Origin of the sequence: Acidovorax sp. NB1, from assembly GCF_005405905.1 — a bacterium.
GTDB lineage: Bacteria > Pseudomonadota > Gammaproteobacteria > Burkholderiales > Burkholderiaceae_C > Acidovorax.
This window is the reverse complement of record NZ_BJHU01000029.1, coordinates 72604-95055: the sequence shown is the minus strand read 5'-3', so window position 1 is coordinate 95055 and position 22452 is coordinate 72604. Positions and strand designations below refer to the sequence as shown.

At 62.0% G+C, this 22452-nt stretch carries 22 protein-coding genes and 1 riboswitch; of the genes, 12 read left to right on the top strand and 10 right to left on the bottom strand.

Features of this window, described 5'->3' with window-relative positions:
* Positions 1–148: 148 nt before the first annotated feature.
* Together AvAM_RS14880 and AvAM_RS14875 are read left to right on the top strand one after the other, a co-directional pair.
* A complete protein-coding gene (locus AvAM_RS14880) occupies positions 149–655 on the top strand; it encodes a hypothetical protein (protein ID WP_137747766.1) in 507 nt (168 codons plus the stop codon).
* A gap of 245 nt (positions 656–900) precedes the next feature.
* Entirely contained in the window at positions 901–1239 is a 339-nt protein-coding gene (locus AvAM_RS14875; protein WP_137747765.1) for a hypothetical protein, read from the top strand.
* Between the two features lie 49 nt (positions 1240–1288).
* On the opposite strand, the gene ctlX is transcribed toward AvAM_RS14875, so the two are convergent.
* A complete protein-coding gene (gene ctlX / locus AvAM_RS14870) occupies positions 1289–2248 on the bottom strand; it encodes a citrulline utilization hydrolase CtlX (RefSeq protein WP_137747764.1) in 960 nt (319 codons plus the stop codon).
* A gap of 138 nt (positions 2249–2386) precedes the next feature.
* Here ctlX and AvAM_RS14865 point away from each other — a divergent pair, with 138 nt between their 5' ends.
* The 3 genes from AvAM_RS14865 to AvAM_RS14855 all read left to right on the top strand — a co-directional run bounded on the left by AvAM_RS14865 (position 2387) and on the right by AvAM_RS14855 (position 5504).
* On the top strand, positions 2387–2818 hold the full coding sequence (locus tag AvAM_RS14865; RefSeq protein WP_137747763.1) for an Lrp/AsnC family transcriptional regulator: 432 nt from the start codon (positions 2387–2389) through the stop codon (positions 2816–2818).
* Positions 2819–2957: 139 nt separating this feature from the next.
* On the top strand, positions 2958–3920 hold the full coding sequence (locus AvAM_RS14860; protein WP_137747762.1) for a tripartite tricarboxylate transporter substrate binding protein: 963 nt from the start codon (positions 2958–2960) through the stop codon (positions 3918–3920).
* Positions 3921–3992: 72 nt separating this feature from the next.
* Positions 3993–5504, top strand: coding sequence for an NYN domain-containing protein (locus AvAM_RS14855; RefSeq protein WP_137747761.1), 1512 nt, complete (start codon positions 3993–3995; stop codon positions 5502–5504).
* Positions 5505–5507: 3 nt separating this feature from the next.
* Here AvAM_RS14855 and AvAM_RS14850 read toward each other — a convergent pair whose 3' ends face one another.
* Positions 5508–6581 (bottom strand): PfkB family carbohydrate kinase, encoded by a 1074-nt coding sequence (locus tag AvAM_RS14850; RefSeq protein ID WP_137747760.1) that lies wholly within the window; start codon positions 6579–6581, stop codon positions 5508–5510.
* A 136-nt stretch (positions 6582–6717) separates the two neighbouring features.
* On the opposite strand from AvAM_RS14850, the gene AvAM_RS14845 reads away from it, so the two are divergent.
* From AvAM_RS14845 to AvAM_RS14825, 5 genes are all read left to right on the top strand, one after another.
* A complete protein-coding gene (locus AvAM_RS14845; RefSeq protein WP_137747759.1) occupies positions 6718–7731 on the top strand; it encodes a sugar ABC transporter substrate-binding protein in 1014 nt (337 codons plus the stop codon).
* 156 nt (positions 7732–7887) lie between these two features.
* Complete coding sequence (locus AvAM_RS14840) at positions 7888–8847, top strand: ABC transporter permease (protein ID WP_137747758.1); 960 nt, start codon at positions 7888–7890, stop codon at positions 8845–8847.
* A 2-nt stretch (positions 8848–8849) separates the two neighbouring features.
* Positions 8850–9668 (top strand): ATP-binding cassette domain-containing protein, encoded by an 819-nt coding sequence (locus AvAM_RS14835; RefSeq protein WP_137747757.1) that lies wholly within the window; start codon positions 8850–8852, stop codon positions 9666–9668.
* 9 nt (positions 9669–9677) lie between these two features.
* A complete protein-coding gene (locus AvAM_RS14830) occupies positions 9678–10130 on the top strand; it encodes an RbsD/FucU family protein (protein WP_137747756.1) in 453 nt (150 codons plus the stop codon).
* A gap of 13 nt (positions 10131–10143) precedes the next feature.
* Positions 10144–11385 (top strand): ROK family transcriptional regulator, encoded by a 1242-nt coding sequence (locus AvAM_RS14825; RefSeq protein ID WP_137747755.1) that lies wholly within the window; start codon positions 10144–10146, stop codon positions 11383–11385.
* 133 nt (positions 11386–11518) lie between these two features.
* On the opposite strand, the gene AvAM_RS14820 is transcribed toward AvAM_RS14825, so the two are convergent.
* Positions 11519–12319 (bottom strand): HAD-IIB family hydrolase, encoded by an 801-nt coding sequence (locus tag AvAM_RS14820; protein WP_137747754.1) that lies wholly within the window; start codon positions 12317–12319, stop codon positions 11519–11521.
* 163 nt (positions 12320–12482) lie between these two features.
* On the opposite strand from AvAM_RS14820, the gene AvAM_RS14815 reads away from it, so the two are divergent.
* On the top strand, positions 12483–13604 hold the full coding sequence (locus AvAM_RS14815; protein ID WP_137747753.1) for an acyltransferase: 1122 nt from the start codon (positions 12483–12485) through the stop codon (positions 13602–13604).
* 23 nt (positions 13605–13627) lie between these two features.
* Here the strand turns inward: AvAM_RS14815 and AvAM_RS14810 are convergent, their stop codons facing one another.
* The 7 genes from AvAM_RS14810 to AvAM_RS14780 all read right to left on the bottom strand — a co-directional run bounded on the left by AvAM_RS14810 (position 13628) and on the right by AvAM_RS14780 (position 20669).
* Positions 13628–14575 carry a glycosyltransferase family 2 protein gene (locus AvAM_RS14810; protein WP_137747752.1) on the bottom strand — a complete coding sequence of 316 codons (948 nt, stop codon included), beginning with the start codon at positions 14573–14575 and terminating at the stop codon, positions 13628–13630.
* A 10-nt stretch (positions 14576–14585) separates the two neighbouring features.
* Positions 14586–14936 carry an EamA family transporter gene (locus AvAM_RS14805; RefSeq protein WP_137747751.1) on the bottom strand — a complete coding sequence of 117 codons (351 nt, stop codon included), beginning with the start codon at positions 14934–14936 and terminating at the stop codon, positions 14586–14588.
* Between the two features lie 30 nt (positions 14937–14966).
* On the bottom strand, positions 14967–16715 hold the full coding sequence (locus AvAM_RS14800; RefSeq protein ID WP_171012237.1) for a hypothetical protein: 1749 nt from the start codon (positions 16713–16715) through the stop codon (positions 14967–14969).
* Positions 16697–17089, bottom strand: coding sequence for a GtrA family protein (locus AvAM_RS26160; RefSeq protein ID WP_137747749.1), 393 nt, complete (start codon positions 17087–17089; stop codon positions 16697–16699). The genes AvAM_RS14800 and AvAM_RS26160 overlap by 19 nt, the downstream gene beginning before the upstream one ends.
* Positions 17067–18032 carry a glycosyltransferase family 2 protein gene (locus tag AvAM_RS14790; RefSeq protein WP_137747748.1) on the bottom strand — a complete coding sequence of 322 codons (966 nt, stop codon included), beginning with the start codon at positions 18030–18032 and terminating at the stop codon, positions 17067–17069. Before AvAM_RS14790 ends, AvAM_RS26160 begins: the two co-directional genes overlap by 23 nt.
* A 112-nt stretch (positions 18033–18144) precedes the next feature.
* Positions 18145–19770, bottom strand: coding sequence for a peptide chain release factor 3 (locus AvAM_RS14785; RefSeq protein ID WP_137747747.1), 1626 nt, complete (start codon positions 19768–19770; stop codon positions 18145–18147).
* A 122-nt stretch (positions 19771–19892) separates the two neighbouring features.
* Positions 19893–20669: an SDR family oxidoreductase gene (locus AvAM_RS14780; RefSeq protein ID WP_137747746.1), complete on the bottom strand. Its 777-nt coding sequence runs from the start codon at positions 20667–20669 to the stop codon at positions 19893–19895.
* A 178-nt stretch (positions 20670–20847) separates the two neighbouring features.
* A riboswitch (S-adenosyl-L-homocysteine riboswitch) is annotated at positions 20848–20930 on the top strand.
* 68 nt (positions 20931–20998) lie between these two features.
* Here AvAM_RS14780 and ahcY point away from each other — a divergent pair.
* Complete coding sequence (gene ahcY, locus AvAM_RS14775; protein WP_137747745.1) at positions 20999–22435, top strand: adenosylhomocysteinase; 1437 nt, start codon at positions 20999–21001, stop codon at positions 22433–22435.
* The last annotated feature ends 17 nt before the right edge of the window (positions 22436–22452 follow it).

Sequence of the window (22452 nt, the reverse complement as noted above, 5' to 3'; positions counted from 1 at the left end):
AGGGGGCGACGAGCGCACAGCCTCGTCGGCCCCCGTCCTACGCGCAGCGCGGAACATGGCGCACGCCGCCTGTGGGGTGGGCTTCCTACGATGGGTTGCAGGGGATTCGCTCCCCAGCTTCCATCCACATCCAAGGACGCCCATCGCCATGAATACGCTCCATTTCTTCAAGACCTGTACCGCCCTCGCGGCCACCTCCGTGTTGCTGGTCGCCTGTGGCGGCGGCAATGACGATGACCCCACCCCCAGCAACGAGCCCGGTGTGCTGACCGTGAGTGGCGCGACCCTCGACGGGCTGAACGGCGTGTACGGCAACGGCGCGCTCAACCTCACCGAGGTGGACAAGAAAAACCCCATCGGCTCGGTGCCAGAGCTGTGCACCTTCCGCTTTGACGGTGCCAACAAGGTGGGCTCATCCGCCACGGCTTTTGGCGACATTCGTTACCGCCCCGATGCCACCAGCCTGCACCAGGTGTTCCTGACATTTGACGGCAAGGAATACGCAAGCGGCGAAGCCACCGACACCGCCGTGGTGCGCGAGAGCGATCAGGTGCGGTTCACCGGCAAGACGCTGACGGCCACCGATGGCTCCGGCGCCACACTGCGTGTGAGCGGCATCGTGCCGATGCGCCCCAACCGCCCCCTGGGCTGCTGAGCCTGCATTTCGACTCTCCCATTGCGTGCCTCCCTCCCCGGCCCTTGCGGCCGGTTCAGTCCCTGCTGCGAGAGCGGCAGGGGCTTTTTTTGTGCTGGCGGCGGTGGGCCCTGCGGGTAACCCTGGGGGGGCTCCGCACGCCCACATGCCACGCGATACCGGTGTGTGCAGAAGCCTCCGAGCGGCACAATGGGGTGGTGCGCGCGCGGCGCTGTGCCCGTGCTGCGCTCCATCCGCCGCCGCCTATGCCCGCACAACCCCCTGTCCCGTCCACCGTGGTGTGGCTGCACCCCGAAGCACCGACCAAGCCTGCCGAAGGCGCACCCTGCAACGGTTGTGGCCTGTGCTGCCTGGCCGAACCCTGCCCGCTGGGCGTGCTGGTGTCGCGGCGCCGCAAGGGCGCCTGTGTGGCCCTGCGCTGGAGCGATGCGGATCAGCGCTACTGGTGTGGCATGGTGGCCGACCCGGGCGGCGTGACGGGGCTCACCCAGCCCTGGGCGGTGCGTGCGATGTCGGCCCTGGCGCGGCGCTGGATCGCGTCGGGCATCGGCTGTGATGCGCGGCTGGATGTGGAGCAGCCATAGGCAGGGATTGTTGGTTGCTATTAAAAATGTAGCTATAAAGGCATGCCCATCAGGCGGTAACGGCCTTTTTTGTTTGAGAAATTTCACGCCGTGCCAGGTGGATGCCTGCCAGCATGCAGCGCACCGACCCGCCTGCCAGCTCGATGGTGGGCACGGCCAGCGGCAGCAGCGTGGCGCTGTGTTCGATCACCGCCTTCTGCGTGGGCGACAGGCTGGCGGCTGCACGCGCCGACATCGCCAGCACCCGGCCTTGTGTGCCCTGCAGCTCCAGCGCATTGCCTGCGAATTCGCGGATCTGCCAGGGGCTCAGTTCGATCAGCTCCCGCCCCGTCTCGCGCAGCCGCGCACACACGGCGTGGCGCCGCGCGGGGTCGGTGATCAGGTCAAAGCCGCCCAGCGCAAAGTCGGTGCCCACGCACAGCATCACGTTGGTGTGATAACAAGGGTGGCCCTGGGCATCGGCAGTGGCAAAGGCCATGGGCTCGTAGTTGAAGTGGGTGCAAAAGCGCTCCAGCGCCACGGGGTCGGCGCGGTGGGATTGCGCGGTGTAGGCGATGCGGTGGATGTGGTCGAGCACCATCGCGCCCGTGCCTTCCAGAAACATGCCATCGGCTTCCAGCCCCGAGTAGTCGATCACGTCCTGCACGCGGTACTCGGCCTTGAGCAGCTCAATCACATCGCTGCGCCGCTCGCGGCGTCGGTTCTGCGCATACATCGGATAGATGGCCACATGCCCGCCCGCGTGGGTGGAGAACCAGTTGTTGGGGAACACCGCATCGGGCGTGTGGCGCTCGCCCCGGTCGTCGAACAGGTGCACACGCAGCCCAGCGGCCTCCAGCGCCGCAGCGGCGGCCGTGACTTCGTCCCACGCCTGGCGCGCAATGTCATCAGCGGCCAGGCCGGTGGCGCGGGCCTGAAAGCTGTTGTCTCCGGCGGTTTCGGGGTTGGGGTGGAAGTGGTGGGGGCGCACCATGACAACGGCGCTGGGGGCTTGGGCAGAGGCGGGCATGGTAGGGCAGGGCGCAGCAAAAAAGAGCGGGTGAAAGAAGAGATGGCCCTATTTTCTGAACAGCCAGTGCTATTCAATAGCGCCAGGATTGTTCAAAATGCGCTAAAAATTGCCGATCTGCCACCTTCCTAAATCAGCATGAGCAAGCTTGACGACACCGACCGAGAAATCCTCAGCATCCTGCGCGCTGATGCCCGCACGCCCGTGGCCACCCTCGCGCAAAAGCTGCGCGTGTCGCGCGGCACGGTGCAAAACCGCCTGCACAAGATGGAGGAGAGCGGCGTCATCACCGGCTACACCGTGCGCCTGCGGCCCGATTCGGAGCCCCAGCGCATCCGCGCCTGGATGAGCATTGCGGTGGAAGGCAACGCAGCCCCCGCCGTGATCCGCGCACTGCGCGGCGAGCCCACGGTGGGCACGCTGCACACCACCAACGGCCGCTGGGACATCGTGGCCGAGGTGCGTGCCGAGAGCCTGGAGGCGTTTGACGCGGCCCTGGGCCGCATCCGCCTCACGCCCGGCATTGCCAACACCGAAACCAGCATCCTGCTGTCCACCTACAAGGCGTGATGCGTCCCCGTCGGTGCACTGGCGCAAGGGCTGCGCGCTGGCGCCTTGGTGACATCGGCTAGGGGGTTTCCGCATGCCCTCGCGATACGGGCTGCAGTCCAATGGCGAAGTCTTTGTTTTGCTTTTTCAGGAGCCTGCCATGCAACGTCGCCAGATCATCCAATGGGGAGCCGCCAGCCTCGCCGCCCCCGCATTCCTGGCACAGGCCCAGAGCTTTCCGAACAAGCCCATCAAGCTGGTCATCGCCTTCCCGGCCGGTGGCCCCACCGACATCACCATGCGGTCCCTGGCCGACAACGCCAGCAAGATCCTGGGCCAGCCCGTGATCGTGGAGAACAAGCCCGGCGCGGGCGGCACATTGCCCGCACAGCAGCTGCAAACTTCTCCAGCCGACGGCTACACGGTGGCGCAGATTCCGCTGGGCGTGTTCCGCCTGCCTTACACCACCAAGATCAACTGGGACCCGGTCAAGGACATCAGCTACGTGCTCAACGTCACCGGCTATGCATTCGGCCTGGTGGTGCCTGCCGACTCCCCACTCAAGACGTGGACACACTTTGTGGCCTGGGCCAAGGCCAACCCGGGCAAGCTGAGCTATGGCTCCACCGGCACCATGACCAGCCCGCACCTGACGATGGAACTCATCGCCCAGCAGCTGGGCCTGGAGCTGCTGCACGTGCCCTACAAGGGCAGCGCCGACCTCATGCAGTCCATCCTGGGCGGGCAGATCATGGCGGCGGCCGACTCCACCGGCTTTGCGCCGCAGGTCGAGGCCGGCAAGCTGCGCGTGATCAACACCTGGGGCGCCGAGCGCCTGGCCAAGTTCCCCGATGCGCCGACGCTCAAAGAACTGGGCCTGAACCTGGTGCAGAACTCGCCCTTTGGCATCGGCGCGCCCAAGGGCACTCCCGACGCGGTGGTCAAGCGCCTGCACGACGCCTTCAAGCAGGCCATGGAGCAGGACAGCTACAAGACGGCCCTCGCCCGCTACGACATGGTGCCCATGTACATGAGCACGTCGGCGTACAAGAAGTTTGCGCAGGACACCTTCACCCGCGAGAAGGCGTTGGTCGAGAAACTGGGCTTGGCCAAACCCACCTGAGGCCACGCCCTTCGGAGGGGGCAATGCGTTCCGTGTGATGATCCGCAGCATTGAACGGAACTCACACACGATATGGCATCCCCCTCCGACAGCATCAGCATGGCCCTGTTCTGCGACTTTGAAAACGTCGCCCTGGGCGTGCGCGATGCGCAGTACGAAAAGTTCGACATCAAGCCCATCCTGGAGCGCCTGCTGCTCAAGGGCTCCATCGTGGTCAAGAAGGCCTATTGCGACTGGGAGCGCTACAAGGGCTTCAAGGCCACCATGCACGAGGCGAATTTCGAGCTGATCGAAATCCCACACGTGCGCCAGTCGGGCAAAAATTCGGCCGACATCCGCCTGGTGGTGGACGCGCTGGACCTTTGCTACACCAAGTCGCACGTCAACACCTTCGTCATCATCAGCGGCGACTCGGACTTCTCGCCGCTCGTGTCCAAGCTGCGCGAGAACAACAAGCAGGTCATCGGCGTGGGCGTGAAGCAGTCCACGTCCGACTTGCTGATTGCCAACTGCGACGAGTTCATCTTCTATGACGACCTGGTGCGCGAAAACCAGCGCGCGCAGGCCCGCCGCCAAAGCCCTGGTAGCAACCCGCCACCCGCACCCCGTCGCAGCCCCGAAGAAGAACGCAGCCGCAAGGAAAGCCAGGACGCACGCCGTACCCAGGGCGTGGAGCTGGCGGCCGAAACCTTCGAGGCCCTGCTGCTGGAGCGGGGCGACACGGGCAAGATCTGGGCCTCGGTGCTCAAGGAGGCCATCAAGCGCCGCAAGCCCGATTTCAGTGAAGGACGTTATGGCTTCCGCACCTTTGGCAACCTGCTCGAAGAAGCGCAGGCGCGTGGGCTGCTGGAGTTTGGGCGCGATGAAAAATCGGGCGCGTACGTGTACCGCAGCCATGGTGGGCCGAGCGCCCCAGTCGCGCCCGCACGGACTGAAGGCACCGGTGAGCGCACCAATGAGCGCACCGGCCAGGGCGGGGCGACGCGGCACGATTTCCATGCGGTAGCGACGGCACCCGATCTGCGTTCTGACAACAGCGAAGGGCAGGGCGCACAGGGCCGCAGCCGAGGGCGCCGTGGTGACGGGGCGGACCGCGCAGATCGTGCAGAAACGCGCCCCACGCAGCGCAATGAACACTTTGAGGCCGAGCAGGTCGAGGCCCCCGCTGAGCGCCCGGCCAGCCGCTATTTCAGCCAGCCCGTTGCTCCTGAAGCGGTGCTGCCAGAGCCGGTGATCGACACCAGCGCGCCGCAAGCGCTGCGCCCCGAAGCGGAAGAGGGCGCGGACACCCCGGAGGTCAGCGCATCCACCGAGGCCGACCTCTCTGAAGCCGCAGCCCCTCGCCGCAGTCGTGCACGTAGTGGAGACAGCGCAAAGTCGGGCGCCAGCACCCGCAAGGCCGCCACGCCCCGTGCACGCGGTGCGCGTGCTGGGGAGGATGTGGGTGAAGCGGTCCATGCCGAACCTCCCGCCGCCGCGCCCGAGGCCTCTGCTGCGGAGGCAGAAGGCGCCACGCCCGCCAAGGCCCCTGCTGCCCGTCCCCGCAGCCGGGCCCGCAAACCGGCGGCCAAATCCGCTGAGTAAGGGCTACCGGCCCGCTGCGGTCGTTGAGCACCGCAGCGCCAGCCTTTCTCGCACTTCTTCGTAGCGCGGTGGCGTGCAGCCCGCCCGCTCTACGCAATGGCTGGCACTCGCCAGCGCGTGGTGCAGCACGGTGCGCAGCCGGGCTTCCGTGGTGGGCGCCGTGATGCCCCCCGCGCGCAGGGCCAGCGCTTCCTCCCCCCGCTCGGGCCCGGCCAGCAAGGCGGTGATCAACCCCGCCAGAAAACAGTCGCCCGCCCCCACCGTGTCCACCACCGTGATCGGCACCTCTTCGCGCGCATGCACGGCCTGCCCATTACGCTGCAGCAGCCAGGCGCCTTCTGGCCCCAGGGTCAGGGCAAGCCATTGCGCCTGTGTTTGCTGCTGCAAATAGTGGGCGCGCTCCAGCGCAGTGGTTCCCGGAACGGCCAGCGCTTCCAGGTCGTCGTCACTCACCTTGATGAGGTGGGCGTGCTGCAGGGCGGCCATCACATTGGCGCGGTAGGCGTCCGCATCGGCATCGTCCACGGCCGACAGGCGCAGGTTGGCGTCCACCACCACCATGCGGCCCGCTGCGCGCTGTGCTGCCAGCCAGGGCTGGTAGATGGCGGCGTCCTGCGCCACCAGCGCCAGGCAGCCGGTGGCCACTACCTGCAGCTCAGGCAGCGCAGCGCAGGCGGCCGTCAGCGCTGCGGCCGTCACCTGGCGGTCGGCCACCCCCTCGCGGTAGAAGCTGTAGCTGGCCTTGCCCTCGCCGTCCAACGCGGCCAGCGCCAGCGCACTGGGCGCGCGCACCGGCGTAGGCGCTGCCAGGACCACGCCCGCATCGTGCAGCCCGCGCGCCAATTGCCGCCCCAGCATGTCGCCTGATAGCGGGTTGAGGTACTGCGTGCCCACGCCCTGCAGGCCCAGCGCGCGGGTGAGGTTGTAGACCGCGCCGCCCGCACAGGGTTTCAGGCGGCCGTCCGGCTCTTCGATCAGGTCGAACAAGGCCTCACCCGCCGTGGCCACGCGCAGCGGCGGGGCGGTGGGTGCGCTGGAGGCGGGGGCAGAACCGGCGGGCTGGATAGGGAAAACCATAAGTAAATCCACTTGATTTATTAACTTGTCGGCCACTATAGTTCGATCCCATCCACCCGACAAGAGTGGTTCACCTGCCAGCCGCGCAGCACGGGGCCGACAGGAATCTGCCATCCCAACACCCGGAGACAACGCCATGCAACGCAACCCCGCTTTCGCGCTTTCTGCCCTTGCCCTTACCGGCGCCCTGGCCTGTGGCCTGGCCCAGGCACAAACGTCCGAGCCCGTCATCGGCCTCATCACCAAGACCGAGACCAACCCCTTCTTCGTGAAAATGAAAGAGGGCGCCACGGCCGAGGCCAAGAAGCTGGGCGCCAAGCTGGTGTCGGCGGCAGGCAAGACCGACGGCGACAACGCGGGCCAGGTCACGGCCATGGAGAACCTGATCGCCGCAGGCGCCAAGACCATCCTCATCACCCCCAGCGATGCCAAGGCGATCGTGCCCGCCATCAAGAAGGCGCAGGCACGCGGCGTGATGGTGATTGCACTCGACAGCCCCACCGAGCCCATGGATGCGACGGACGCGCTGTTTGCCACCGACAACTACAAGGCGGGTGAGCTGATCGGCCAGTACGCCAAGGCCGCCGCTGCGGGCAAGAAGCCCGTCATCGCCACGCTGGATCTTTTCCCCGGCCACCCGGTGGGCGCGCAGCGGCACAACGGATTCTTGAAGGGCTTTGGCCTGCAGGCCCACGATGCCAAGAGCAACGAGCTGTCGCGCCCCGCCGAAGTGGTCTGCATGGCCGACAGCTTTGGCGACCGCGCCAAGGGCCAGACCGGCATGGAAAACTGCCTGCAGAAGAACCCCGACATCAACATCGTCTACACCATCAACGAGCCCGCCGCCGCCGGTGCCTACAACGCGCTCAAGGCCGCAGGCAAGGAGAAGAACGTGCTCATCGTCTCGGTGGACGGTGGCTGCGCAGGCATTGCCGATGTGGGCAAGGGCGTGATCGCCGCCACCAGCCAGCAGTACCCGCTGCGCATGGCCGCCATGGGCGTGGCGGCAGGCGTGGAATACGCCAAGACCGGCAAGAAGGTCAGCGGCTACACCGACACCGGCGTGACGCTGATCGCTGCCAAGCCCATGGCGGGCGTGGACAGCAAGGATGTGAAGACCGGCACCGACCTGTGCTGGGGCGCCAAGTAAGAGCCGTTCGAAAAACTCTTCTGGCGTCGTTGCTGCGTCGTGTCGTACTGCTTGCGACGCAGCGCCGAGCCAGAACCGCTTCGCTGAGTTTTGCGAGCAGCTCTGAAAAAACGTCTTCTCTCTGAGAGTCTCCTCATCCACCCGCACGGAGCCGCCATGTCCTCGACCGCTTCCAAACTACCGCCCCTGGCCACGCTGGGGCCGTTCATCGCGCTGATCCTGGCGTGCGCCTTTTTTGCCACGCAGAGCGAGCGTTTTCTGTCGGCGCAGAACTTCGCGCTCATCCTGCAGCAGGTCATGGTGGTGGCAGTCATCGCCATCGGTCAGACGCTGGTCATCCTCACGGCCGGCATTGATCTGTCGTGTGGCATGGTGATGGCGCTGGGCGGCATCGTGATGACCAAGATGGCTGCTGACTACGGCCTCTCGGCCCCCGTGGCAATTGCATGCGGTATGGCCGTGACCATGCTGTTCGGCTTGGTCAACGGCCTCTTGGTCACCAAGATCAAGCTGCCTCCCTTCATCGTGACCCTGGGCACGCTCAACATCGCGTTCGCCGCCACGCAGCTGTATTCGGGCGCGCAGACCATCACCGACATCCCTGCGGGCATGACCGCACTGGGCAACACCTTCCAGCTGGGGCAGACCGCCATCGTGTGGGGCGCGGTGCTGATGCTGGTGCTGTACCTCGTCACCTGGTTTGCGCTGCGCGAGACCGCGCCGGGCCGCCATGTGTACGCCGTGGGCAACAGCCCCGAGGCCACGCGCCTCACTGGCATCGCCACCGACAAGGTGCTGCTGGGTGTATACGTTTTGGCGGGCCTTTTCTACGGCATCGCGTCGGTGCTGTCGGTGGCACGCACCGGCGCGGGCGACCCCAATGCGGGCCAGACCGAAAACCTCGATGCCATCAGCGCCGTGGTGCTGGGCGGCACCAGCCTGTTTGGCGGGCGCGGCGTCATCCTGGGCACGCTGGTGGGGGCGCTCATTGTGGGCGTGTTCCGCAACGGGCTCACGCTGATGGGGGTGTCGTCGGTGTACCAAATTCTGGTCACCGGCATCCTCGTGATCCTGGCCGTGGCCACCGACCAACTCTCGCGCAAAGGAGTGCGTTGATCATGAGCAACTCCACCCACACAACGACCCAGGCAGCGAACGCCCCGCTGGTCATGCAGGCCAAGGGCCTGGTCAAGCGCTACGGGCAGGTCACTGCGCTGGATGGCGCCGACTTTGAACTGCGCGCTGGCGAAATCCTGGCCGTGATCGGCGACAACGGCGCGGGCAAGTCCAGCCTGATCAAGGCGCTGTCGGGCGCCACGGTGCCCGACGAAGGCGAGATACTGCTCGACGGCCAGCGCATCCAGTTCAAGAGCCCCATCGACGCGCGCCGCGCGGGCATCGAAACCGTGTACCAGGACCTGGCCGTGGCCCCAGCCATGACGATTGCCGAAAACCTGTTCCTGGGCCGCGAATTGCGCCGCCCTGGTCTACTGGGCAGCGCGCTGCGCATGCTCGACAAGAAGAAGATGCTCGAAGAAAGCGTGGCCCGCATGGCCGAGCTGAAGGTGGGCATCCGCTCCATGACGCAGGCGGTGGAAACCCTGTCGGGCGGCCAGCGCCAGTGCGTGGCCGTGGCGCGCGCCGCAGCGTTTGCGCGCCATGTCGTCATCATGGACGAGCCCACCGCGGCCCTGGGCGTGAAGGAGGGCAACATGGTGCTGGAGCTGATCCGCCGCGTGCGCGACAAGGGCCTGCCCGTGATCCTCATCAGCCACAACATGCCCCATGTGTTCGAGATCGCCGACCGCATCCACATCGCCCGCCTGGGCAAGCGTGCGGCGGTGGTCAACCCGAAAAAGATCAGCATGAGCGACACCGTGGCCGTGATGACGGGGGCCATGGCTGCGTCCGATTTGCCCGCCGAATGCCTCGCCTGAAACGCCCCCATGCTGAAGAACATTGATCCGCTGCTGACCCCCGACCTGCTCAAGGTGCTGGCCGAAATGGGCCATGACGACGCCATCGTGCTGGCCGACGCCAACTTCACCGCCATGAGTCTGGGCGTGGGCAAACCGGTGCTGCGCCTGCCCGGCATCGGCATGGCGCGTGCAATCGAGGCTGTGGCCAGCGTGCTGCCCCTTGCGCAGGACGTGGCACACCCCGTGGCCTACATGCAGGTGGGCGGCACCGAGGCGCCCTACCGCTCGGCGCTCCAGCGCGAAACCCTGCAGGTGCTGGCGCGCGAGGGCGTGGCCAGCGCGCAGGCCGAGGGCGTGGAGCGTTTTGCGTTCTATGAACGCGTCAAAAAGGCCTATGCCATTGTGGTGACGGGCGAGCTGCAGCCCTGGGGCAACTTCCTGCTGCGCAAGGGCGTCATCGGCGAAACTCTGACCGCCTGACCGTTTCATCACCATGCTGGACACCGACGCATCTCCACCCGCCCTTGACAACGCCGCCGCCAGCCCCGCGCTGCTGCGCCAGCGCGGCTCCAATCACGTAGGGCTGCGCCAGTTCAATGAGCGCGTGGTGCTGCAGGCGCTGCGCACCCACGGCAGCCTGGCCAAGGCCGAGATGGCGCGCGTCACCGGCCTCACGGCGCAGACCATCGGCCTGATCACCGCGCGGCTCGACGAAGATCAGCTGCTGCGCCGCGAAGCCCCCGTGCGCGGCCGCGTGGGCCAGCCCTCGGTGCCGATTGGCCTGAACCCCGACGGCGCGTTTGCCATCGGCATCAAGATCGGTCGCCGCAGCGCCGACTGGCTTCTGGTGGACTTCACCGGCCATGTGCGCGAGCGCATCGTGCTCGACTACGCCTTCCCCGACATCGACGTGCTGCTACCCGCTATCCGCACGCACCTCAACCAGTTGCTCGACGGCCTGGGCCCGCTGCGCTCGCGGGTGGTGGGGGTGGGCGTGGCAGCGCCGTTCCAGTTGGGCGGCTGGCACCGCATGCTGGGGCTGACCGAGGCGCAGTCCGAAGCCTGGAACAACATCGACCTGGCCGAGCAGGTGCAGCAGATGACCGAACTGCCCGTGAGCTTTGCCAAAGACACGTCGGCCGCCTGCGTGGCCGAGCTGCTGCAGGGGCGCGGGCGTGACATCCCTAGCTTTTTGTACCTGTTCATGGACACCTTTGTCGGCGGCGGGCTGGTCATCAACTCGCACCTGCACCGGGGCCTGCACGGAAACGCAGGCGCCGTGGCCTCGCTGCCGCTGTCACCCGCCCAGCCGGGCCAGGCGCCCGCGCAGCTCATCAGCCAGGCCTCGCTGTGGGAGCTGGAGCAGCGCTTTCGCGAGCACGGCCTCGACCCCATGGCCGCCTACGACAAGCGCGTGCTGCAGGCCCCGTGGCTGGAGCACAGCCGGGGCTGGATCGCGCGCGCGGCAGCGGGTTTGGCGCACTGCATCGTCTCGGCCACTGCGTTTTTGGATCTGGACGCCGTGGTGGTTGATGGCGCCGCAGTCCCCGAACTGCTGCAGGCCTTGTGCGAGGGCGCGCGCCACGCGCTGGCCGACTACAACTGGGAAGGCCTGCACCAGCCGCCCCGGCTGGAGCTGGGCACCATGGGCTCCGACGCGCGGGCGCTGGGAGGGGCGCTGCTGCCGCTGCATGCGTGTTTTGCGCCGGATACGGAGATATTTCTCAAGGCGTAGCTGCGGTTGTCTCACGATACGGTTGCGTTATTTGCTATTAAATATGTAGCTAATAACGTATGCCTATTGCGCGCAGGGCCCTGTTTTGAATGGGATTCTTCCCGTGAGTGGCGGCCCAGCTACGTCCGCCGCGCTACCGGCCCGCCAGAATAGCCCGCGCCACTTCCGCAAACCCCGCGCCCCGTTCGCCCTGCGTCACATAACGCGGTAGATGCGTGAGCTGCGGCACAAACCGCGCGATGTTGGCCACGCCCACGCTGTACGGAAAACGCTCGAACATGAGCTGGTCGTTCGTGGAGTCGCCCACGTAGACCCAGCGGTCGATCTCTGCATCAAGGTCGCGCCCGAACAACTCGCGCACGATCCAGCGTGCTCCCTCCAGCTTGTTATGCGTGCCGTACCAGCCATTAATGTGAATACTGCTCACGGTGGCGTTCATCCCGGCCGCTTGCATCAGCGCTACACAACTGTCGATGTCAGCTTGCGGCATTTGGGTGAATTCGCTGTGGTCGATAGCGATGTCGCACTCGCGGCCTGCGGAGTCGGTGGCACGTCTGGCGCCGGGTATTGTTGCTTCAATATCCACCAGTACCTGCTGCATACGGGCAAAATTGGCAGCGCGCGTGGCGTCGTCCTGTTGATACAGTTTGGCCAGTGAGCCGTCGGGCTGGCGTATGAGGGCGACAGCACCGTTTTCGGCCACGATGGCGTCGACAGGCCATGTCAGCGCGAAAGGCGCGCTCCATCCCACAGGGCGTCCTGTAATGGGAATGAGATGCAGGCCTGATGCCCTTAGGTCGGTCAAGGCCGTGAGCGCCTCAGGCGCGATATCTCCGTCACGGGTTATGGTGTCGTCGATGTCGGTCAGTAGTCCCAAGCGCTGGTCATTAGGCACAAGGTTTTTAATAGGTATGAAGTCGGGGCAATGGCTCATACGAGTTATCTCGAAATGATGTGCTCGGCTCATTATGTGCATGAGATGGGCGGTGCTGCGAGAGGGCAGTGGATTATTTTTCTTTAAGGGGTGGCCGCTTGCAAAGGTGAGATTATTTTTGTGGTTCTCATTAATTCTTTTGATGAAATAAAAGAAAGATTAAGTGATTCAGTCAATTCAAGTGCTTAGGTTTTTTGCTGCGATGTGGGTTGTTGTTTATCACGCGCAGGGTTGGCCGCAGCTGCCAGATATGAATGAATATATTCGCGCCTTCTTTGCATGGGGCTTTGTCGGTGTTGATATATTTTTTGTCATAAGTGGTTGCGTGATGGCCATAGTGCTGAATCAGTTTGCTACGGGTCGGCGTGAGGCACTCCAGTTTTTTGCGCACAGGTTGGTGAGAATTTATCTGGGGTGGTGGCCCATTTTTCTAATGTACTGCTGCTGGCTTGCGTTTACAGGACAGTTGGGTTCTGACAAGGACCTGTTTAATTCTTTTTTTCTATTCTTGGCACCGCCGCAAAACCTAGTCACGGCTGTTTTGTGGACACTGACTTTTGAGTTGTATTTTTATGGAATTATGAGTGCTCTGGTTCTTTTGAAGGTGCAGTACAGAGATTTGGCCGTAAAAATTGTCTTTCTCGGTGTTGCTGGATACACGCTTTTAATGACCCTTCAGCATCGGTTTGAGCCCGAGAACGTATTTGTCAGCACCTCTGCTATGCGGTTCTGGGCATCACCATTGCTGCTAGAGTTCTTGGGTGGCTTCATGGTTTATAGGTGCATTGAAAAAAATACCGCGCAGAGCCGTGCGGGGTGGCTGGCAGCGGTGTTGGCGCTATCTATTGTGAGTGCCGCATACCATCAATTTTTTGCAAGGCATCCGGGGGGACTTGAGGTCTTTTATCATTACCCTGATCGGGTTGTGCTCGTTGGGGCCGCTGCTTGTAGCTTGCTGGGCCTTATTTTGCTGCTTCCCAGGAGAAATTCTTCTCGATGGAATTCTCTAGCCTTGGCTGCGGGAGGGATTTCTTATGCAATTTATCTGTCTCACCCTCTTGTGTTTTCTTTAAGCTCTGCGGTCTTTGGTAGTATAAATCCCGAAAACATACATAAGAAAATAATGTATTTGTGCATGCTTACCGCACTGGTAGGCATTTGTTTGGTGTATCATTATTTTCTTGAGCGCCCGCTGCATTTATGGGGACGAAAGATGATCGATAAAAGTTTGGGAGCCCCCACTCGTAAGCAGCTCAACCGCAGTTCGCCTGCCGCGCCTCAATGAATAGAGCCGTGCTGTGCACGCCGTTACATCGCTTGGCTGATCGGCTCGCTCGGGACGTTACTGACGTCGTAGTGCAGAAATGCGATCAGACACTGAATGCCTATTAACGTGGGCAATGCTGCAAGCATCACTGTGCCGCTGGTAGCGGGCTGGCCAGTGGTCGCGCTGCTGATCCAATGGGCTACCCCAAATAGTGAGCCTGCTATTAACATTACGGCGCCGCACAGGCTGTAAAGTGTCCCAATGTTGAAATCCCGAATGAGGTAGCTGTAAACGTAGCGCCGCAATAGTCTAGAGCAGTGCTTTCGGGAAAACTCTGGCAACACCTTCCCAATTCTGAGGTTGGACTCCTCGTCCGCATACACCGCGTCCATTGGAATGTCCTTTACCACTGCGCGCAGCGTATTGAGTCGAAAAAGCATATCCGTCTCGAAGAAATAGCGCTGCTCCACCTTATCCAATGGCAAGGCGGCAAGCACGCATGTACGTATTGCCGTATAGCCGTTTGTTGGATCCATCAAATTCCAGTAACCGCAGCTGAATTTTGTGATAAAAGACAGTGTCGCGTTGCCCAGCAGACGGATCGTTGGCATACTCTGCACAGATTCTGGTCGGTAGAATCGATTTCCCTTTGTGTAATCCGCTTTTCCATTTATCAAGGGCCGGATGAATTGAGGTAGAAGAGATGGGTTCATTTGACCATCTCCATCAATTTTTACAACAATATCCATTCCATCCGCCGCAGCTGCCCTGTATGCAGTAATCACTGCACCACCTACCCCTAAATTTTGAGAGTGGTATAGGACGCGCACCCGAGAATCTCTAGCGTGAGTTTCGATAAATCGTCCGCTACCTGCAGGACAAGCATCGTCAACGGCATATATGACTTCCACCTCAGGTCCGATGGCATCCAGTACGCCCAGGATATGCTGGGTGACTTGGTAGCAAGGGATGGCAACGGCAATTCGCATGGTGACTCCGTCAAACTGATTGCGAGACGAGGGCGATGCCTAACAGAATCAAGACTCCTCCAGCCAGAGTCAAGGCATGTAGCGGTGCCCCAAGAAAAAGCCATTCCAAGCAGGGTACGATCAAGAATGCAAGCCCCATCAACGGGTAGGCTAAGCGCAATGGTGCCTGTCTGAGAACCCAGACCCATGCCAAAGTGGTAATGCCATAGAGTATCAGTGCGGTGAGAAGCCACCCATTTAGCACCCAGTCTTGCCAATGTGTGGCGTCCTTGATGGATGATGCCGCCTGCTTAAAAAGCACTTGTCCGATTGAAATTCCAAGGACGCATAGAAGAGTCAGGCAGGTGAGGTAGAAAGACATTTATTTTTCTCGGAGCAAAAGGCGAGTCAGCTAGTTGACCGCACTAGGCAGGACAATGCCTTGCCAAGATCCCGTCTTGCTTGATTCGAAATTGAACTCGAGCACGGGTGAGCATGCATCAAAATCATCAGCGATATCGCCACGACAAAATGAGAATCTGAGCGGATGATTCTCAATCCAGGGCGTCTTCCCCTTGTTGGAAAGTGTGTATGTGTGAGGCGCGGATGCACGAGGTTGGTGGTGTATCAGATAGTCACCCTCATATGGACCAAAATCCCAATTTAGCATTCCCGACGCAAATACTACATCTACTTTCAATGGGATGCCCTTGGGCTGCTCCATACGTGGGAGACCTGGCAATTTCTCTGCGATTCTTTGGGATGACATGGGCTGCATATGCTCATCGCTGTATTCGAACAATTGCATGCCTGTTGCTTGCACACGATACAGGCCGCGGCCTGACTCATCCACGATTCGCAATCTACCGGCTTGTGCTCGGGGGGTGAGTCGGTCCGCAGTACTTCGCGCACCGGTGAGAACTAAACGTTTGTATCCATCGTCAGAGCCTCCGAACTCAGTAGCTACAAAGATGGCTTGACGTTTTTTGTCGGCAGAGAGTGCAAAGCGGTATAGCGTGTCCCAGTAGACTAAATTCGGTTTCAAAGCTTGCCGTTCTTGTGCGTGTAAGCAAATCAGCGTGACAAGCGTCAGCGTGGTGATTATTAGCGAGGTAGGGGTGAACGAATTGCGCGGCAATATTGTGGCGAGGAGTGCCGAAAACGCGATCCACGGCACGAACAGGTAACGATCCGGCGCGTTAATGCCCGGGAAAGCTGTGAGTGGTAAAAGTGGTAAAAATATTAGAATGAAGGTCACTGCGATCAGAAACCTGTTCAAGTACTTTTGGGCGTTGGCCCACAACAGGAGGGCTATAAGTACGGTCAGTAAAATAATGCTTTCTGGGCCTGAGCCAATCAGCAGGTGAGGAATTCTCAGGAATTGATTAGCAGCCGCATGGGCGTCGAAACTGCCTTGACTGTACCCGCCGACTAGCCGACCCAGCAACCAGTACCGCCAGCCAGTGTAGAGTGCAGCGACCAAAATAAATGGCAGCAGTGCTCGGGCCCGTTGGCTCCAGGTACCCACCGGCAAAAAAAACAGCAGCAGGACCAGTGGCACATAGACTTCTTTGCAGGTCGTAGCTAATAAGTAGCTCAGAACCGAGACAATCCACCAGATTTTTTGACCGTCCCTGAGGTAGCGCGCCCAGCCTAATATCGCGAGCATTGTGAATGCGAAGCCTGTCGCGTAGTGACCATGCATGAGGCCTGCTGCAATATGGAAAGTCGGCTTGCCCAGCAGCAAAGCCATAGCGCCCACTGCTGCTGGCAAAGGTGCCAGCCACTGCCTCAATACGGCATAGAAAAGGATGGCACCTGCTGCCACGACCAACAACAAGTGAGCATAGTGGCCTGTTGTCTCCATGCCGAAAAGGCTCAGATTTATGTCGTAGAAAAGTGCGTTCCAGGGCGAGACATTAGCTCCTGAAAATGTTTGTGCGATCTTGGGGATGAAAAAGTACTGCCAAGGTGAAACGGCCTCGGCAAAATTGAGGTGCGCGCCGTCGTCCCACCGCCAAGATCCGTTGAGAGCCTTACCATGGATAAGCAGTGTTAGCGCGACTAAGAAAAAAGAGACGGCCAGATATTCATGCTTGCAAAGCTGCATAACGCAGTTGTGCATGCGAAGTCTGGCGCTAGTCAGGGCCTGAATGTCCATTTGTAGTGGAGCGCAAATGTAAATGCAGGTAGTGCAATGAATACCAACCCTAGGCCTACAAGGTAGTGCCAGCCTGCCCAGGCGGCAAGGCTGCTGACTAGGATTGTTAGCCCTAAGCCCACAAGAGAAACTATTAGAAAACGACCATATTGTTGGACAGATCCTGCTGCCTTGAAATTCCAACGGCGGTTGGCCCAATAGGAGAATAGATTCGCAACAATGAAAGCCGTCGCATTGGCTGCAACTGGGTGCGCGTGAAGAAGCTCAATCAGCGATACAACGACGCTCGTGTGGAGTAGTGTGTTGATCAGTCCGATGCCGGAGAATTTTGCCAGCTTGCTCGGCAATGAGTTAGGGTCGGCTCGGAAAGTCATAAAAATCACGAATGACGTAAATAGGTCGCTGCTTCACCTCTCCATAGATTCGTCCAATATATTCACCTAAAATTCCAAGGCCTGCGAGCTGCAACCCCCCCAGGAACAAGGAGGACGTTATTAGGGATGCGTAGCCAGGTACATCACGGCCGAAAATTAATGTCTTGATAATCAGAAAAATGGCCGAAATGAATGCTAAAGCTGAAATTCCTGATCCAATATAGGTCCAGACACGCAGCGGGACTGTGGAGAAGGATGTAATGCCTTCCAACGCAAAGTTCCACAGGCGCCATCCTGAGAACTTGCTATTGCCGGCCAAGCGTGGCTCACAAACGAACGTCACTGTGGTGTGGGGAAATCCGACCCAGGCGAAGAGACCTTTCATGAAACGGCGGCGTTCTGGCAGCCGCTTGAGCGCATCAATGACTTTGCGGTCCATCAAGCGGAAGTCTCCGACATCAGCGGGTATTTCTACCTCGGAGATTTCGTTTTGCATCGAATAGAACCATTTTGCTGTTTTGCGGCGTAACCAGCCTTCTGTTTCTCGGTTCTTTCGTTTGGCTAACACTACGTCGTAGCCCTCACGCCAACGTTGAACCATCTCGACAATGGTTTCTGGTGGGTGCTGCAGATCAGCGTCCATGGGGACGACAATCTCGCCCTGCGCAAGCTCTATGCCGCACGTCAGGGCAGCCTCTTTCCCGAAATTTCTAGAAAGATCGGCGATGCGTACATGGGGATTCTTTTCCCGCTCAAGAAGCAGTGTGGCCAGGGTGTCATCATCGCTTCCATCGTTGACACACAGGATTTCATAGGTGGAGGCGATCGACTCGATAACGGGGACGAGGCGCGCAAAAAATGCGGGTAAGTTGACAGCCTCATTCTTCATCGGGCAGATCACAGTGATCGATGCGGGAGGAGGTCTCAGGATGTGTTGTTCCATGCGCAGCTGGTGAGATGAGTTTCGGATGTCAACAATACAGCGAAGCAGCTTTAGCGTAGTTGCTGCGCTCTTTACAGTTTTAGAAGGTTGTCGGCAATTAAGAGGCTTTGTTTCAAGCTCCCTGCAGCGCCAACCCCGCATGCTCCCGCAGCGGATGGAAGTGGATCTTGGGAAACCGCTCCTGCGCCAGCCGCACGTCGTACGGCGAGGTGCACAGGTACGCCAGCGTATCCGCCGCATCGTGCGCCAGGCGCAGCGGGTAGGCGTCGGTGAAGGCGCGCAGGTCGGCGGCCGTGTCTGCCGTGATCCATCGTGCGCCCGTGTACTGGCAGCCTTCCAGCCGCACGTCGGCGTCGTACTCGGCCTTCAGGCGGTGCTGCACCACTTCAAACTGCAACTGGCCCACGGCGCCCAGCAGCATGTTACCGCCGGCGTCGGGCTTGAAGACCTGGATCGCGCCTTCCTCGCCCAGCTGGGCCAGGCCCTGCTGCAGCTGTTTGGTGCGCAGCGGGTTCTTGAGCACCACGGTCATGAACATTTCGGGCGCGAAGAAGGGTAGGCCGGTGAACTGCAGGTTGGCGCCATCGGTGATGGTGTCGCCCAGTTGCACGCCGCCGTGGGTAGTGAAGCCGATGATGTCGCCCGCATAGGCTTCTTCCACGGCCTCGCGGCGCTGAGACATGAAGGTCACGACCGAGGTGGGGCGCAGCTCCTTGGCGGTGCGCTGCACCTTGAGCTTCATGCCCGGCATGTACTTGCCAGACGCCACGCGCACGAAAGCGATGCGGTCGCGGTGGTTGGCGTCCATGTTGGCCTGCACCTTGAACACCACGCCAGAGAAGCCTTCGTCCTCGGGCTGGATGGTCTTCACGACGGGCTGTTTGTTGACTTCGAGCGTGCTCACGCGCGGGCCGGGGGGCGGGGCCATGTCCACCAGGGCATCCAGCACTTCCATCACCCCGAAGTTGTTCACGCCGGAGCCGAAGAACACGGGGGTCAGCTTGCCGGCCAGGAAGGCCTCATGGTTCCACTCGGGCGATGCGCCGGTGGCCAGCTCCATGCTGTCCATGGCGGCGTCGAACTCTGCGCCGAAGCGAGCGCGCAGTGTGTCCACGTCGGTGAGCGGGATGGATTCAAAGTCCTGCGGGCGACGTTCGCTGCCGGACTCGAACACCGTCATCGTCTTGGTGCGCAGGTTGATGATGCCGCCGAAGGCCTTGCCCTGGCCCACGGGCCAGGTCATGGGGCAGCAGGGCATGCCCAGCTCGCGCTCGACCTCGTCCATGATGTCCAGCGGGTCGCGCACTTCCCGGTCCATCTTGTTGACGAAGGTGATGATGGGCGTGTCGCGCTGGCGGCAGACCTCGATCAGGCGGCGGGTCTGTGCTTCCACACCGTTGGCGGCGTCGATCACCATCAGGGCCGAGTCCACGGCGGTGAGCACGCGGTAGGTGTCTTCCGAGAAGTCCTTGTGGCCGGGTGTGTCGAGCAGGTTGATGACATGCTCGCGGTACAGCATCTGCATCACCGACGAGGCCACCGAGATGCCGCGCTGCTTTTCGATTTCCATCCAGTCGGACGTGGCATGGCGGCTGGCCTTGCGGCCCTTCACGGCGCCCGCGATCTGGATCGCGCCCGAGAACAGCAGCAGCTTTTCCGTCAGCGTCGTTTTACCGGCGTCGGGGTGGGAAATGATGGCGAAGGTGCGGCGGCGCCGGGTTTCGGGGGCGTAGGACACGGGGGGATTCCAAGAGGCTAGGGCCCGCTGCGGCAAGGGCTGCGGCAGTGGGCGCGACAGGCGCGGAGCGCCGAATCGCGGGATTTTACCGGGCGGGCGCTCTGGAATCCCCGCAGCAGGTCTCAGCCTGCGGTGGCCTGCGTGTGGCGGGCGTACATCTTCTGCATGCCGCCGATCCAGCGTTCGTAGTCCTGCCCCTTGTTGCGGAAGTATTGCGCCACCTCGGGGTGGGGCAGCACCAGGAAGCGGCCGTCTTGCATGGCCGCCAGCACATCGCCTGCCACCTGCTCGGGTGGCAGGATGCCGTCGTGCGAGGCCGAGCCGCCGTCCCCCGTGACCATGGCGGTCTGCACCGACTGCGGGCACAGGCAGGCCACGCCCACGCCCTTGCGGCCGTAGGCGATGCGCAGCCACTCGGCAAAGGCCACGGCGGCGTGTTTGGTGACGGCGTAGGGGGCGGATTCGACAATGGTCAGCAGCCCGGCGGCCGAGGCGGTGACCATGAAGAAGCCCTCGCCGCGCTCCACCATCTCGGGCACCACGGCGCGCGCGGCCCACACATGGGCCATGCCGTGGATGTTCCACATGGCGTCCCACAGCGGGTCTTCGAGTTCGATACCGCCCGGACGGCCCAGGATGCCCGCGTTGGAGATGTAGGCGTCCACGCGGCCAAAGCGTTCGCGTGTGGTGGCCACCAGGGCCTGGATGTCGGCCTCTTTCGACACATCGCAGCGCACGGCCAGGCCGCCGAACTCTGCCGCCACGGCCTGGGCGGGCTCCAGGTGCAGGTCGGCCACGACCACGGCGCGCGCGCCCTCCTGCGCAAACCGCCGCGCGATGCTGCGGCCGATGCCGCTGGCGCCGCCGGTGACGATGACGACCTTGTCCTTGGGGTCCATGCTGTGCTCCTCGATGGGTCTTTTGAAAGAGCGCCAGTGTCGGGGGCTCTGCCGGCCCCGGCAGCCGCGCAGGTGACATGGGGCTGGCAAGCCCGCAGGCGCGGGCGGGCAGGCGCCGGGCGGCCCCACCCGCAGCCCGGGGATGTTTCCCCGCCGGGCACTTGCTTTTATAATCCGCCGATCCGAGGAGCGTTGCAGCGTCCCCAGCACAGGCGGGGCGTGAGGCTCGGAACCATCTACCCGCAACGACGCTCATCCACTTCTCGTGTGGTGAGCCTTGTCACTCCCCCGACCAGTGGTTTTTCAAACATGCTTTGGAGCACACCACCATGAACGCACGCGTCAACGCCCCGGTCAACACCGACTGCATCATTGCCGACATCGGCCTGGCCGATTGGGGTCGCAAAGAAATCCGCATCGCCGAAACCGAGATGCCCGGCCTGATGGCCATCCGCGAAGAGTTCGCCGCCAAGCAGTCGCTCAAGGGCGCCCGCATCACCGGCAGCCTGCACATGACGATCCAGACCGCCGTGCTGATCGAAACGCTGCAGGCCCTGGGCGCCGATGTGCGCTGGGCTTCGTGCAACATCTTCTCCACCCAGGACCACGCTGCCGCCGCCATTGCCGCCACGGGCACGCCCGTGTTCGCCATCAAGGGTGAGACCCTGGCCGAGTACTGGGACTACACCCACCGCATTTTTGACTTTGGCCCCAAGGGCACCGCAGGCGAAGGCCCCAACCTGATCCTGGACGACGGCGGCGATGCCACGCTGCTGATGCACCTGGGCAAGAAGGCCGAGAAGGACGCCTCCGTGCTGGCCAACCCCGGCAGCGAAGAAGAGCGCATCCTGTTCGCCGCCATCAAGGCCAAGCTGGCCGAAGACAGCACCTGGTACAGCCGCAAGAGCGCAGACATCATCGGTGTGACCGAAGAGACCACCACCGGTGTGCACCGCCTGAAGGAAATGTCGGCCAAGGGCACGCTGATGTTCCGCGCGATCAACGTGAACGATTCGGTGACCAAGAGCAAGTTCGACAACCTGTATGGCTGCCGCGAATCGCTGGTGGACGGCATCAAGCGCGCCACCGACGTGATGATCGCGGGCAAGGTGGCCGTGGTGGCGGGCTATGGCGACGTGGGCAAGGGCAGCGCCCAGGCCCTGCGCGCCCTGAGCGCCCAGGTGTGGGTGACCGAGATCGACCCCATCAACGCCCTGCAGGCCGCGATGGAAGGCTTCAAGGTCGTGACCATGGAATGGGCTGCCGACAAGGCCGACATCTTCGTGACCACCACCGGCAACCGCGATGTGATCACCTACGAACACATGGCAGCGATGAAGGACCAGTCCATCGTCTGCAACATCGGCCACTTCGACAACGAGATCCAGGTCGCAAAGCTGGAAGAAAACTGCCAGTGGGAAGAGATCAAGCCCCAGGTGGACCATGTGATCTTCCCCGATGGCAAGCGCATCATCCTGCTGGCCAAGGGCCGCCTGGTGAACCTGGGCTGCGGCACGGGCCACCCCAGCTTCGTGATGTCCAACTCGTTCGCCAACCAGACCATTGCCCAGATCGAGCTGTTCACGCACAGCGACTACTACGAAAACGGCAAGGTCTATGTGCTGCCCAAGCACCTCGATGAAAAGGTGGCGCGCCTGCACCTGAAGAAGGTGGGCGCCATGCTGACCGAGCTGAGCGACGACCAGGCCGCCTACATCGGCGTGCCCAAGCAAGGCCCTTACAAGCCTGATACCTACCGTTATTGATGCGCGGAAGGGGGCGG